At 60.8% G+C, this 14,340-nt stretch carries 12 protein-coding genes and 1 pseudogene; 12 read left to right on the forward strand and 1 reads right to left on the reverse strand.

The annotated features are described in order from the left end of the window. Positions 1–564: 564 nt before the first annotated feature. Positions 565–852: a hypothetical protein gene (locus tag JVH1_RS41785; protein WP_237735198.1), complete on the reverse strand. Its 288-nt coding sequence runs from the start codon at positions 850–852 to the stop codon at positions 565–567. A gap of 344 nt (positions 853–1,196) precedes the next feature. On the opposite strand from JVH1_RS41785, the gene JVH1_RS41790 reads away from it, so the two are divergent. From JVH1_RS41790 to JVH1_RS41845, 12 genes and pseudogenes are all read left to right on the forward strand, one after another. After that, entirely contained in the window at positions 1,197–2,954 is a 1,758-nt protein-coding gene (locus tag JVH1_RS41790; RefSeq protein ID WP_009476138.1) for an FAD-dependent monooxygenase, read from the forward strand. A 156-nt stretch (positions 2,955–3,110) separates the two neighbouring features. After that, on the forward strand, positions 3,111–4,163 hold the full coding sequence (locus tag JVH1_RS41795; RefSeq protein ID WP_009476137.1) for an LLM class flavin-dependent oxidoreductase: 1,053 nt from the start codon (positions 3,111–3,113) through the stop codon (positions 4,161–4,163). 148 nt (positions 4,164–4,311) lie between these two features. Next, positions 4,312–5,304 (forward strand): VOC family protein, encoded by a 993-nt coding sequence (locus JVH1_RS41800; protein WP_009476136.1) that lies wholly within the window; start codon positions 4,312–4,314, stop codon positions 5,302–5,304. A gap of 38 nt (positions 5,305–5,342) precedes the next feature. After that, entirely contained in the window at positions 5,343–6,113 is a 771-nt protein-coding gene (locus JVH1_RS41805; RefSeq protein WP_009476135.1) for a 3-oxoacid CoA-transferase subunit A, read from the forward strand. After that, positions 6,088–6,726 carry a 3-oxoacid CoA-transferase subunit B gene (locus JVH1_RS41810; protein ID WP_009476134.1) on the forward strand — a complete coding sequence of 213 codons (639 nt, stop codon included), beginning with the start codon at positions 6,088–6,090 and terminating at the stop codon, positions 6,724–6,726. The genes JVH1_RS41805 and JVH1_RS41810 overlap by 26 nt, the downstream gene beginning before the upstream one ends. Before the next feature lie 123 nt (positions 6,727–6,849). Then, positions 6,850–8,358: a 3,4-dihydroxy-2-butanone-4-phosphate synthase gene (locus JVH1_RS41815; RefSeq protein WP_009476133.1), complete on the forward strand. Its 1,509-nt coding sequence runs from the start codon at positions 6,850–6,852 to the stop codon at positions 8,356–8,358. 193 nt (positions 8,359–8,551) lie between these two features. Further along, positions 8,552–9,475, forward strand: coding sequence for a LysR family transcriptional regulator (locus tag JVH1_RS41820; RefSeq protein ID WP_009476132.1), 924 nt, complete (start codon positions 8,552–8,554; stop codon positions 9,473–9,475). A 354-nt stretch (positions 9,476–9,829) separates the two neighbouring features. Next, positions 9,830–10,378, forward strand: coding sequence for a flavin reductase family protein (locus JVH1_RS41825; RefSeq protein WP_083849777.1), 549 nt, complete (start codon positions 9,830–9,832; stop codon positions 10,376–10,378). Positions 10,379–10,507: 129 nt separating this feature from the next. Further along, positions 10,508–11,650, forward strand: coding sequence for an LLM class flavin-dependent oxidoreductase (locus tag JVH1_RS41830; RefSeq protein ID WP_009476129.1), 1,143 nt, complete (start codon positions 10,508–10,510; stop codon positions 11,648–11,650). A gap of 65 nt (positions 11,651–11,715) precedes the next feature. Next, complete coding sequence (locus JVH1_RS41835; protein ID WP_043779855.1) at positions 11,716–12,567, forward strand: alpha/beta fold hydrolase; 852 nt, start codon at positions 11,716–11,718, stop codon at positions 12,565–12,567. A 356-nt stretch (positions 12,568–12,923) separates the two neighbouring features. Continuing rightward, on the forward strand, positions 12,924–13,031 hold the full coding sequence (locus JVH1_RS41840) for an SDR family oxidoreductase (RefSeq protein WP_157174011.1): 108 nt from the start codon (positions 12,924–12,926) through the stop codon (positions 13,029–13,031). 526 nt (positions 13,032–13,557) lie between these two features. Further along, positions 13,558–14,289: pseudogene (locus JVH1_RS41845) on the forward strand (IS701 family transposase); the annotation flags it as partial. Positions 14,290–14,340: the final 51 nt, after the last annotated feature.

Raw genomic sequence — 14,340 nt, forward strand, 5'->3', positions numbered from 1 at the left:
CGTTAGCCCAACACGACCTGTCGTCGTAGACGGCGAGGAGATCACGGACCGGACTGTCGACAGCGTTTCTTCGATGTACCGGATCACACTCGGAGTCCGAGGCTCGCGTCCTCGGCCAGGCGGTGGCCGGCCGGCGTACTGGTCGACTCGCTGCAACCGCGAGAAGCTCTTCCCGGCTCGGGTGTCCGGTCCCGCGCGGCGCTGTTGTTCACTTCGTCGAGGACGATCGCCGGATCGTTGTCACCGAGTTCGAGCGTGAGCCTTGGTGTCTGCGGCCCAGGTCATTACGTCGAGCGATGGCGGTGCGTACGGTGAAGCCCTGCCTTGCTTCCGCACCGGCAATGAGGACCGTCCCGACGTCGCGGTTGCCGTGGACGACGTTGATTACGCCGTCCGTACTTCGCCTCAAACTACCCGCGAACGTAGTAACCTGTTGTTTCGGGTCGAATCGTTGCCCGAACGCGTGGCGCTGCACCAATCTCGACCTGCAGTGGGCATTGCTGGAATGCACTGGGTGGACCCGGCGTCGGTCCTGGTGCTCGCTGACGAGTCGGATGCCGCGACCTATATCTCGGCCCCGCCATGCGTAAGTCCGAGCGCGATAAATCTGCCGGTTGCGGCGACGTGGGCAACTTGCCACCACCGTGAGGCGAACTCAGCCCCGCCCGTCCGGGGGTTCTGTGTCGACGCATATCTCGGCGCGTACCAGATGCGCTGGTCCTGGTCGTCGAGGTTGTCCAACAGCACGGTGATGTGTCCCCACGGCAGTTGGCCAACGGGTTGTTGCCCAGTTGCGGACCGCGGCCATGGCGGCGCGCATTTCAGGTTGCTGCGGGACAGGCCGCGCAGCATCTGGGGAAACGCCGATCGCAGGTCGGCGGCGTCGATGACCTGACTCCCCACCCTTGGGCTTGCTGGCGTTCGGCTATTGCGTTCCCGAAGTCCAGTGCGACTACCGCGCCGCAATCGTCTTGAACGTCATCACTACGTGGTTCATGCAGTTATCAATCGTGCTCTGGTGAGTCTCAGGCGATTGCACCCGCGATATGAAATCACGACCTAGTCACAACCGCCGTGACATGTGAGTCTGCTAACAGTCGCAAAGCGGGGCGCAACTGGCAACGACGATTCGACGGGGCCGTTCACGCGCCGGAATTCGAACCGCATGTCATTTAGGAAATCTGGGAGCTGATCCGATGCAAGAAGTCAATGTGCCTGTTTTGATCGTCGGGGCGGGACCATCTGGCCTGACCACTGCGTTGGCGCTTCGCCAGTACGGGATCGAATGCTTGCTCGTCGAGAAGTACGCTGGCACCGCTCACACCCCGCGGGCTCACATCGTCAATCAGCGGACGGTAGAGATCATGCGTCACCTGGGAGTCGATGACCGCCTCATCGAGATCTCGACTCCGCCCGCGTTGATGCGCAACAATCTGTGGATCACGACGCTCGCAGCCCCCGAGGTCGGGCGTCTCGAAGCTTGGGGCACCGGCAACGAACGCGCCGGGGAGTACGCTGCTGCGAGCCCGAGCCCGATGCTCAACTGCCCCCAGACCATATTGGAACCACTCCTGTTGGAGAGTGTGCGCGACGCGGACTGCGATGTACGCATGCGTCACGAGTTCGAATCGTACGAAGAAGACGAGCACGGTGTCGTCAGTATCGTAAAGGACCTTGAAACCGGCGAGACCCTTCGTATTCGATCGCAGTTCCTGATCGGAGCGGACGGCGCAAGAGCCACGGTGCTCTCTCAGGCCGGGCTCGCGGTTGCGGGAGAAGCTGGAATCGCACATGCCTTGAACATCTGGTTTCGCGCAGATCTGACCCAGTACCTCGCGCATCGGCCAGGGGTACTCGCGTGGAATCTCGCTCCGGGGCCCCTTCCGACGGGACGATTGGGCACCTTGATCTGCCATCGTCCGTTCACGGAATTCGTCTTGGTCATCAACTATGACCCGGAAGCCGAGGATCCGACTGCGTTCGATGATGAAGCGCTGATCTCACGGGTGCGCGCACTCATCGGCGAGGATGGTGTCGATGTGGAGATCTTGGGAAGCGCACCGTGGATTGTCAGCGGTCAGGTGGCTCCCACGTATTCGGCGGGCCGCGCTTTCTGCATGGGAGACTCGGTGCACCGGCATCCGCCCGCCAACGGCCTAGGTCTCAACATGTCGGTCGCGGATGCCTTCAATTTGGCGTGGAAGATGGCCCTGGTGCTGAAGGGGCAAGCCGGTCCCGAGCTGCTGAATACGTACTCCTCGGAACGTCAGCCCGTCGGCGCAGCTGGGGTGGCGCGTGCACTGCAGAGTCGAAGAGAATTCGCGGCGGTGTCGGATGCGCTCGGATACGAGCCTGGTCAGAGTGTCGAGGAAGGCCAGAGTCGTCTCGATGAACTCACCGAACCGGGCCCGGTCGGTGATCAGCGTCGAGAATCGCTCCGCAAGGCCATCGAGCAAACGAACTACCAGTTCAATGCTCACGGCGTAGAACTGGGATATCGCTACAAGTGTGGTGCGATCGTTGATGATGCGCTGCCGGAAGATCACCCCTCTTCTGACCCCGACCTCTATTTTCGTCCGACGACCCAACCGGGAGCACGCCTTCCGCACGCTCGCCTGGGCCGTGGCACCAGGGAATGCTCGACGCTCGATCTCGTGGAGGGCACCCGTCTCTGCCTGCTCACGGGTTTCGGCGGTGAAGACTGGTTCGAGGCTGCTGCGGCAGCAAGTGCTGCGTCAGGAATCGAGATCGACGTACATGTGATCGGCCAGCATGATGGATTCCGAGATCTGTACGGCGAGTGGGCCAGTCGGCGGGAAGTCGGCGAGAGCGGATGCGTGCTTGTACGTCCCGATCGTCACGTCGCCTGGCGGTTTGACAGCTATCCGGCCGACGCAGCAGAAACTCTCACGGACGTCGTCGGCCGAATCCTCTTTCGTGAAAATGTGGGATGACTCCGCCATCGTCACCCGCAGGGTGATTCTCTAGCCGCAACGACCAAACGCACCAACCACATCAACGAACAAGGGAGATAAATGTGAAACTCGGACTGTTCTTCGCGCCGGCCCACCCCCCCAGAGCGTACACAGGAACGCGGCGGCTACAAGCGAATGTTCGATTGGGATATCTCGGTCATCAAGCACGCCGACACCCTCGGATACGAGGAAATCTGGTACGGCGAGCACTTCACTCACCTCTGGGAGCCTGTCCCTTCGCCGGACCTCATTCTCCAGACCGCCGCACGGGAGACCACGAACATCAAGCTCGGCGCCGGCACGTTCCTGCCGCCACTTCACCACCCCGCCGAGCTCGCATCACGCATCTCCTATCAGGATCAATTGTTCGAGGGCCGCTATATGGTGGGGTTCGGCGCCGGATCCGTGCCGACCGACCTGAAAATGTTCAACATCGACATGGCCGCCGGCGAGCACCGCGATATGAATCGCGAGGCAGTGGAAATCATCGTCAAGTACTGGACCGAAGAGGGCCCATGGCGGTACGAAGGCAAGTACTGGACGTGTGAGAAGATCGCACCGGACGCCTTCGGTCCGGTTCCAGGCACGCTCGGCCATCATCTTCGTCCATTCCAGGACCCGCACCCTCCCATTGCGATCTCCGGCTTGAGCCCGAACTCACCGTCACTGGAACTGGCCGGAGAGATGGGATACCTCCCGATTTCACTCAACATGAACAATCGATTCATGGCCGGGCACTGGGAAACCGTTGAACGGGGTGCGCGGAAGTCTGGTCGCACTGCGAACCGGGATGATTGGAGAATCGCACGCGAGGTGTTCGTCGCAGATACTGACGAAGAGGCCATCGATCACGTGCGCAACGGCTTCTATGGCCGTTTCTACCGCGACCAGTTGCTGCCGGTGTTCAAGAATCTCGGCGGCATCGCGGACAACTGGAAGCACGACGACTCGGTGACCTACGACGAGCTCACACTCGACTATCTAATCGAGCATATGTTCGTCGTCGGATCGGTTGAAACGGTCACCCAGAAGATCCTGGACATGCAACGAGACTCTGGTGGTTTCGGGACGCTTCTAGTGGAAGCCATGGACTATGAGGACGACAAGGACGCGTGGTTCCGCTCTCTTGAGCTACTAGCCAAAGAGGTTGCGCCACGGGTGAAGGACGCGGCTTCTGCTGCAGTATAGCGGCATCTGGTAACCCACTAGCCTGCTCGGCGCAGACGCCCGGCGACTTTCGTCCACGAAGCGAATCCCCGCCGGCGGTGTTCCCCGCCTCACCCCAGGATTTCGGCTGCCCGCTGTGCGGCATCCACTATGAGAACTGAGAAAGACAATGACATTCAGCAATCAAATCGACAACACCTACCCCGAACCCAATTTCGATGTCGCGCAGCTGGCAAGCGTGGAGATGTTCTCGCCCAAGGTTGACGAAACCATCTGGTTCTTCACAGAGCTACTCGGAATGTCGGTGTCGGACCGCGACGGCGACTCCGTCTACCTTCGTGCATATGAGGACTGGTATCACCATTCGTTGAAGGTCACCTATCGCCGGGAGCCCGGGATCGGGAGAACCACCTGGCGGAGCAGTTCCCCACAGGCACTCGGCCGGCGCGTTGATGCCCTCGAGGCGAGCGGTGTGCCCCTCCGCTGGAGGGACGGTGACCTCGGACAGGGGCCGACCGTCGACTTCAGGTCGCCGTCCGGTCATGCGCATTCGATTCTGTGGGACGTCGAGTATTACGAAGCACCCAGTGATCAAGCGTCGAGGCTGCTCAGCCGCCCTCAGAAGCGCCCTTTGAAGGGTGTCCCCGTCCGGCGACTCGATCACGTCAACCACTTGGTCGACAATGTCACCGAGAACCGTGAATTCTTGCGGGACACGCTGGGATTCCGACTGCGCGAGAACATCGTGGTCGGCGGACGGGAGGCCGCGGCTTGGATGAGCGTGAGTCCGCTTGTCCACGAGATCGCCAATCTCGCCGATCGTACGGGTAAGTCGGCGGACGGAAAGGGGAGCCTGCACCATCTCGCATTCTGGTACGGCTTCCCCCAGCATTTGCTCGATGCCGCGGACATGTTCACTGATCACGGCCTCACCATCGACATCGGACCCGGCAAGCATGGTGCGACGCAGGCCCAGTTCCTGTACGTCTTTGAGCCTGGTGGAAACCGTATCGAGCTGTTCGGCGACACCGGCTACCTGATCTTCGATCCGGCCTGGAAGCCGCTCACCTGGACCGAGGAGAACCTGGACAAGTCGCTCATCTGGTATGGGTCGCCGATGGCACGAGAGTTCACCATTTTCAGTGGCTCCGGACAGAGGTAAGTCCATGCGATGGAACACGTCGGCCCCTGAGGTGTGTTGTGATATCGAAGATTAGATCGGATATCCGCGAAGCGGTCGCGGCCGTCTCTGATGGCTCGACTGTCATGATCGGTGGATTCGGTCGCGGAGGCCAGCCGGTTGAACTGATCAACGCACTTATCGAACACGGAGCCGATGATCTCACGATAGTGAGTAACAACGCCGGTAGCGGCGACACTGGGATCGCGGCTCTCCTCGCGGCGGGCCGTGTCCGAAAAGTGATCTGCTCCTTCCCGCGGCAGAGCGATTCGTGGGTGTTCGATCGCCTGTATCGAGCGGGTGAGGTCGAGCTCGAACTCGTTCCGCAAGGAAACCTCGCGGAACGAATTCGTGCGGCCGGCGCCGGTATCGGCGCCTTCTTCACGCCCACGGGCGTCGGTACGGCCCTTGCGTCGGGTAAGGAACACCGCACACTTAACGGGCGCGAATACATACTGGAACACCCACTGTTCGCGGATGTGGCGCTCATCAGTGCGCTACGGGGTGACCGATTCGGCAATTTGATCTACCGCAAGACTGGCCGGAACTTCGGTCCCATCATGGCTACGGCCGCCACTACGACGATCGCTCAAGTCGATATGTGCGTCGACCTCGGTGAGCTCAATCCCGAGGCCATCATCACTCCCGGAATATTTGTCGACTGTGTGGTGCCGGTCGGGGAGCGCTTGTGGCTGGCAAATGGGAAATTCATCGGTGGCACCGACGCGGCCGGAACGCCGACGCCGGTCGTGAGGAGGGATTTGGATGACAAGACTACTCAGCCGTGCTGAAGTGGCAGCCAAAATCGCCCGGGATGTTCCCGAAGGAGCCGTCGTCAATCTGGGTATCGGTGCACCGACGCTCATCGCCGGTTTCATCCCCTCTGATCGAGAGGTAGTGCTGCACACCGAGAACGGTATGCTTGGGATGGGCCCGGAACCCTTATCCGATCTCATCGATCCCGATCTCATCAACGCGGGGAAACATCCCGTGACCGAACGTCCGGGTGCAGCCTATTTTCACCATGCGGATTCGTTCGCGATGATGCGTGGCGGTCACCTCGACCTGTGTGTGCTCGGCGCGTTTCAGGTTTCGGAACACGGCGATCTGGCCAATTGGTCGACAGGGGAGTCTGGCTCAGTGCCTGCGGTCGGCGGTGCGATGGACCTTGCACGTGGTGCGAAGAAGGTCTACGTCATGACTGATCTCTTCACGAAATCCGGTGAGCCGAAACTTGTCGCGTCGTGCACATATCCATTGACCGCCGCACGCTGCGTCGCAAGGGTTTACACCGATCACGCGGTATTCAACGTGACGGCCGTCGGATTCCGGATTCGGGAGACGTTCGGCGGCGTCACCGTATCCGACCTTGAGGATAGAACGGGGTTGACGCTGCACGACTGATGTGGCGACAGGTGCTGCGCGCGGCCGTCCGCTCGATGGTCCTTCTGCGCCCCGAGACGCAGCTCGGCACCGGAACAAAGTGCAGAGACGAACCTCGTTCGCTCAGAAAGGACATTAGAGGTCATGATCCAAATCGGGCGCCGTAGCGGCGCGCTCGACCGTATCGATGCAGCAACGAGTGCGCTGGCGGCCGGCCACAGCATCGTGCTCGTCGACGACCGCATCGACGAAGGCGCCATCATCTACTCTGCAGCCATGGCAACGGTCGAGAACACCGCCTTCGCCATCCGACACTCCTCGGGATTCCTGTGCGTCGCTTTGCCTGAATCCGATTGTCTCAGACTCGAGCTCGTGCATATGGCAGGAGCGGTATCTGCGGAGACCACGTCCATGGTGGTTACCGTCGACGCTCGAGCCGGGATCACAACCGGAATTTCCGCGGCCGATCGCGCAGCCACAGTGCGAGCTCTGGCAGACCCGATCAGTGTCCCTGAGGATTTCACCAGACCAGGTCATGTCGTTCCTGTTCGGGTACCGACCGGTCACCGCGAGCGGCGACCCTCTCTGCCGTGTGCAGCGCTCGAGCTGTCCAGGATGGGTGGCCAACACTCCGGCGCTGTCTATGCCGAACTCGTCTCCCCCGAAAACCCCGTCCAGATGGCCGATCGTCGAGAACTCGTGCAGTTCGCCGAACGCCACAGCATGCAGTGGGTCACCATCGACGACCTTGCCGCACACCTGCACCTCCGCAACAAAGACCTGGTGACCACACCGCTGCGCCGCATCAACACCACGCACGGGAACTTCGGCATCATCGATTTCCATGACACCCGCACCGGGGTCACACACAGCGCACTGATCGCCGGCACCGTCACCCCGGGAAAACCGCTACCGATTAGAATCCACCACGGCTGCGACACCGGCGACACTTTCGGTTCGACCGATTGTGGTTGTGCGACTGACCTTGACGCTGCCATGGCGCGCTTGGCCGCGGACGGATCCGGCGCACTCCTCTACCTTCGCGGTACCGACCCCCACGCTGTAACCCCGGGGCGTACCTTCGTTCCGGACCCGGCCACCAGCCGGATGGTTCACCGCCTGGGAATGATGCCGCTCGATGTCACCACCCGCCCGTCGTCGCGGCCGCAGCGCGCCAGCTCACCGACGACGGGAGGGGTTGAGGTAGCCGGTACGGAGCTGCCTCCGCTGCTTTTTGTGGTGCAAGGTATCACCGACCCGCCGCGCCGAGATCCAACAGACTCCTCCGCGCCGGCCGTGCGACTCAGCAGCGACGATGTCCCCAGCGCTGACACCGCGGGCGTCTGGGCAGGATGGCTCGACCGACAGGACGGGAGACGACACCTCGCCGTCGTCTCGATCGGCGGCTCCCATGGTCCGGGTCGTGACGCCACATTCCTCTCGGCTCACCTAGTCGATTCAGGGGACGAGCTCCCGAATGAGTTCGTGACCGTCTGGTTGGGCGCCAAGTTGCACGGACACCGCAGCATCCAATCGACGTCGACAACTGCCGAGGACGCCACACTGCGCACCGACATCGGGGCGACCTTGCAGTGGGCACACGCCACATCCGCTCGGGGGCCATCGCTGCAGAGCCCGGAAGGAGCGGCTTAGTAAAGGCTGCCAGAGGCGCTGTCGACCGCACGGCGTGATCACGCTGTGGCATCGAATTCCACTATGTTCCAGGAAGTTTGCATTTTCTGCGGATACGTTGGAAGTGCGACAGCTCCATGTTACTCTCTCCACCAGCGTCCGAGCCCTCAGCGAGCTGAGGCACTCGATCGCACGCACGGAAGAGGACTCCGACATGGATCTCAGAAAGCTCGAATACGTGGTTGCGGTGGCCGAGGAGGGTGGGTTTCGGCCGGCGGCGAGGCGGTTGTACACCGCTCAACCCCCGTTGTCCGCGGCGATCCGGCAGCTGGAGGCTGAACTTCGAGTGACGCTCTTCGAGCGGAGCACAAGGGGCGTTGTCCCGACGGACGCAGGTTGGGAGCTAGTGCGACGCGCGCGGGAGATTCTCGCGCAGGTCGACGCGGCCCGCGATGCGATGAAGTTCGGCGCTGGTGTGCCCAGAACAGTCCTCAAGATCGCAGTCCTGAATGGTGAATTCGTAGCGGGTGAACTGACGGCCCCGATTCTCATGGACCTGCAGGCCGGCTTGGAGAATACGGAGGTGGTCCTGCACGAGACCACATTCGCCGATCAGGTCGAGTCGTTGCGTAGCGGTGAAGTTGATATCGCCTTCGTTCGCCCTCCGGTCGGCGCCTCGGACCTGGCGTTGGTGCCGATAGCACAGGAGCCACGGTGCCTTGTCGTGGGGCAGCAGCACCCGTTGGCCGAGGCTGGCCAGGTCAGCGCTGAAGAAGTATTGAAGCTGCGAATGCTCGGTCTGGACGCTCCACCCGAGTGGGCGAGGGAGTGGCAACTCGACGATCTTCGGGGAAGCTCGCTTCTCGACAAGTCGATGGGGCACGTGCGCACGGTGTTGGGCGCTCAACTGGCGCTGACGACGACTGACGCCGCGATCACGATGTCGCAGTCGACGATGCGACTCGCACCATCCGGCGTTGTTCGGGGACTGATTGTCGAAGGACTGTTGCCGTCGGTGTTCGCCGTTGCGCAGCGCAAATCCGATACGCGACGGTTGGTCCGGGACGCGATCGACGTAATCGCAGCTTCCGCCGACAAGCACATCAATCTGCTCCCCGGAGGAGAACTCCTGATCTAGGTAGCCGGGCACCGCTCGCTCTGCAGACGATGTGGCCGGGGGCATCGTAGGCAACAGGTCGGCCGGTGCGCATAGACGCACCTAGACAGTGTGTCGCGTTCACCGTGCTAGCGGTTCACGTCATCGTGATACCGCATCGGTTGCAGAGCGATACCACAGTTATGTCTAGCCCTTTCGGTCGGCCCATGTGATCCTGATCATGTCGGTACGGGATATCGCCAGTCGTCGGTCAGAAGAATTTGATCTGTACGGCTCAGGGTGACGCACTGACAATTCTTCTCCCTGTCGCGAAGATCAACATCCAAGCACGGCGCATATCAACTGCAGGTACGTGCGGAAGCAAGGAATCAAGCAATGACAATCACAGCATTAGCGAAGACTACAACTTCGACTTCGAAGGTGACCACTTGCAGTGATGACCCGGCGCTTATTCGCGAGACGTTCGGCCGGTTCCCCTCCGGTGTGGTAGTGGTGGCGACCGAACATAATCTGCAAAAGCACGCTCTGGTGGCGTCGTCGTTCATGGTGGGAGTTTCACTAGATCCGTGTTTGGTGGCGGTCGCCGTGCAACGATCCTCCAAGACGTGGCCGTTGGTGAGGAGCGGCAAAACGCTTGGCGTGTCTGTTTTCAGCCGAGGGCAGGGACCTCTTACCCGACAGTTCGCGGGCAAGAACCGGGCCGCTCGATTCGACGAAGTCGCGGTAGAGGTCGCTGACTCGGGAGCGGTCTTCATAGAAGATGCCGCCCTGTGGCTCGAGTGTGTCGTGCACGACGAAGTCGAAGCCGGTGACCACTGGATGATTCTTCTGGAGACGACGAAGATGGGTTTCTCCGGTGAGGATCCACTTGTCTGGCACAGGGCGCAATTTCGGGACCTCGTAGCCGCCGCCACAAGCGAGTAATTCAGGCCCTCGTCCCCGCCTTCCGCTACCCGGAGCGGAGATGCCGGGCAAAGCGACGAGCGTACGTCTCAGTCGGTAATCGCCCACACGATCAAAGCCTTTCACTTCTGAATGCACAAGGAGAACAGTATGAAGCTCGGAATGTTTCTGATGACGAACCACCGGCCGTCGCAATCGATGTCCCCCGGCGGGTACAAAAAGGGTTTCGAATGGGACCTCGAGATGATCACGACGGGCGACCGGCTCGGATACTCGGAGGCATGGGTAGGAGAGCATTTCACGAATCTCTGGGAACCTCTCCCCTCGCCCGATCTACTGATCCAGGCGGCGATCACGGAGACTGAGAACATCGTTCTCGCTGCGGGCGCACACGTTCCCGGCTTCCACCATCCAGCGGAGCTGGCGGCTCGCATCGCCTACCAAGATCAGCTGCTTGAGGGCCGCTACATGATCGGGATCGGCTCGGGTGGAACGCCGACAGATGCGCAGATGTTCGACATCGACATGTCAACCGGCGAGCATCGGCGGAGGGCAGCCGAGGGTCTGGAGATCATGAAGAAGTATTGGACGGACGAAGGCCCATGGCGTTTCGAGGGTGAGTTCTGGACCTGTGAAAAGGTGGCCTCGGAGGCTTTTCCCTCGGTCCCAGGAACGCTCGGTCACCACCTGCTGCCGTACCAGCGTCCCCATCCGCCGATCGCTGTTGCTGGGCTCAGCGCTAACTCCGCCACACTTAAGTGGGCCGGCGAAGAAGGTCTCCTGCCGATCTCGAAGGGCATGAACACTCGATTCATGGCAGGCCAGTGGGAGACATATCGGGCCGCAGCTGAGAGCCGGGGCCGCGTGGCTGACCGTAACGACTGGAGGATCTCGCGGGAAGTCATCGTTGCGGACACTGACGATGAAGCACTCAGCCTTGCGCGAGAGGGCTATTTTGCTGAGTTCCAGAATGGGTTCTTGCTTCCCATTTTCAAGTTTCTCGGATTCAGTGAGAGTTGGAAGCACGATGAGGCAGTGAAATCCGAGGATATCGATATGGAGTACCTGCTGAAGCATCAGTTCCTTGTCGGCTCAGTCGATACAGTGACCGAGCAGCTCATCCAGATGCAGCAAGAGACAGGCGGATTCGGCACGCTGCTGTTGGAATGCGTTGACTACGAGGACCGGAAAGATCTCTGGATCCGTTCGATGCAATTGATGTCCGAGGACGTGGTGCCGGCAGTGAACGCCGCGCTCGCCAAAAAGGGATCACCCGTCGGAGCGACTATTTGAACCCAGCGCGACTCCCTCTCCTCCATACTCCCAAAGCACGACGACGACGACCATGAGGTGTTCGAATGACAGCGTCAATGCTCGAGAAGCGGTCAGAGCAATATGTCACCGTATCGACCGGTGATATCCGCTACCACGACATCGGTAACGGGCCGGTCCTGGTTCTCCTTCACGGAAGTGGTCCCGGTGCGACAGCGTGGAGCAACTTCGGATCAAACATCGAAGTCCTGTCGAAGCGGTTCCGAGTTTTGGGAATTGACATGCCGGGTTGGGGTGGATCCCACGCGGTGAGAGTGCGAGAACGGGACCATGCGGCCACGCTTCTCGAGGTTCTCGACGCGCTCGAGATAGGGCGTGTTGCTGTCGTGGGCAACTCGATGGGGGCGGTCACTGCGCTTGCATTCGCAGCGCGGCATCCCGAGCGCGTGACGCACGTGGTGACGATGGGGGCGGCGATGGTTGGGCAGCAGATGATATTCGGACCGGCAGACGGTCCGACCGAGGGACTGAAGGTGCTGTTCCAGGCATACCGCGATCCCACTCCGCGGAATATGATGCGGCTGGTTGATGTGATGACCTTCGACTCGAGTGGCAATTCGGAGGAAGTGGCAGTCGAGCGCTCGACCAACACTCTGATGTATCCCGAGCATCGCGAGAACTTCGTCGCCGATCTGGACGAGCACCTCCCCATCATTCTAAAGCCTGCGACTCCAAGCGAGATCGCAGGGATCAAGGTGCCAGTCCTTTTGCTTCACGGCAGAGATGATCGAGTGTTAAGCGTCGAGAATTCGCTGCGACTGGTATCGACTATCAAAGATGCACGACTGGTCATCATCAACCGGTGCGGGCACTGGGTGCAGCTCGAACACTCAGATGAGTTCAATCGGATCGTGACGTCCTTTATCGAGGGGACATAAGCGCGTCCGAGCACTCGGTCATGATCGGGAGAGATCGACGTCAGATGGGTGGACTCCTCGTCGGGTCAGTAAGGACAAGTGGAGAGTTTGGCTCTATTGTTCTCACGTCGTCGGTGGCTGGACTCCGCCCATGCGCGAGGGTTGCGCACTATGTCGCCGCCCGGCATTCGGGTAGATGAAGATGTTCGCGACTTTGTCTGCAGCACATAGCATTCGGCCGATCGCTGTTATTTCTACTCAGGTCGATGCGGAGATGGTCCAGAATTCACAGATCCGAACTGTTCTCATCTGACATTGAGAGTCCAACCAAGGATGATTTCGCTCGTTCGACTGGAGAGACGTTGCCTATTCCATGAGTGGAATCAGTCGACGTCAGCAATGCAGCGCTCTTCCTTGCCTCGGACCAGTCGCATTCCGTTACAGGGGTGGCACTTCCTATCGACGGTGGGGCATCGATCAAGTAGTCAGCGCACGTGCAACGCTTGCTCTCTAGTCTCGCGGGGCATAGGCAACCCTGACGGTCACGGCGAGAGCGACTGGCACTCCGCAAATTTCCCTCGGTACGGCAAGGGCCACCCCAAGAATCAACTTTCAAGGCTTACATAATCCCGATGAGATGTGAGACTTCCCATGAGCTCGCGTGAGTATCGCAAATGGCGCCAGAGGTGTGGTGCCGCTTCGATCGAAGCCAACCACAAGCACAACCATACCGACACCGAGACCGAACACCTCATCGAGTTCGCGAGCAGGTGGGCACCATTTGGGGGCGCTCCCGCGCAGGAAATCCTTGTGAACTTCGGAATGACAACGCACCGGTTTATCGAGCGATTGTGGCAGGTCATCCCCGAATCAAACTGTGTCCAAGAACAAATACGCAGTTTGGCGAGCGCATACCCGCACAACCGCCGAACCAACGGCCCAGGCGGATGACGGTCCGGCGGGTTCCAAAAACTTGCGGACGGGGGTTAGTACTGCAACGGCACTGGTTGGGTGGTTGTCGATCTGGTTGCTGCCGAATTGGAAGCGTTGCAAGAGCGGATCTCCGGTCGGTTCGTTCGGTCGGAGCCGCGGACCCGGGTGCGGGAGTATGTTGCGGGTCTGGAACGCAAGAACGGGTGGACCCTCGCCGAGCGTGCTGGCGAGGTGAGCCCGGGAGGGGATGTAACGTTTGCTGCGGCAGTCGGACTGGGACGTCGACGGGGTCCGTGACGATGTCCGTGACGATGTCCGTGATTATGCAGTCGAACGGCTCGGCGATATGGCCGGGGTGTTGATCGTCGACGACACCGGCCTCCTTAAGAAGGGCACCCGCTCGGCCGGCGTGCAGCGCCAGTATTCGGGCACCGCCGGGCGGGTGGAAAATTGTCAGACCGGATGTTACTCGCCTATGCAAGCGCGGCCGGCCACGCGTTGATCGACCGGAATCTCTACCGCCCCGAATCGTGGACCGCCGACAGAGAACGCTGCCGCGCCGCTGGCAGCGGAGACAATGTCGACTTCGCGACCAAACCCGTGCTGGCACAGCACATGATGCAACGCGCGCTCGACGCGAAGGTCCCGTTCTCCTGGCTCACCGCGGACGAGGCCGACGGTCAGGTCAAGTACCTCCGTGTCTGTCTCGAGGAACGCGATATTTCCCACGTGCTGGCCACCCGCCGCAGCGACGACGTGTACACCCCGGACGGGCGCACCGGCTGCGCCGGCGAGATCGTCGCCCCGGTTTCCGGGGAAGCGGGGAATCTCAACATGGTGAGAAGACAATGACTAGGTTGC

Origin of the sequence: Rhodococcus sp. JVH1, assembly GCF_000280725.2 — a bacterium.
Lineage (GTDB): Bacteria > Actinomycetota > Actinomycetes > Mycobacteriales > Mycobacteriaceae > Rhodococcus_F > Rhodococcus_F jostii_A.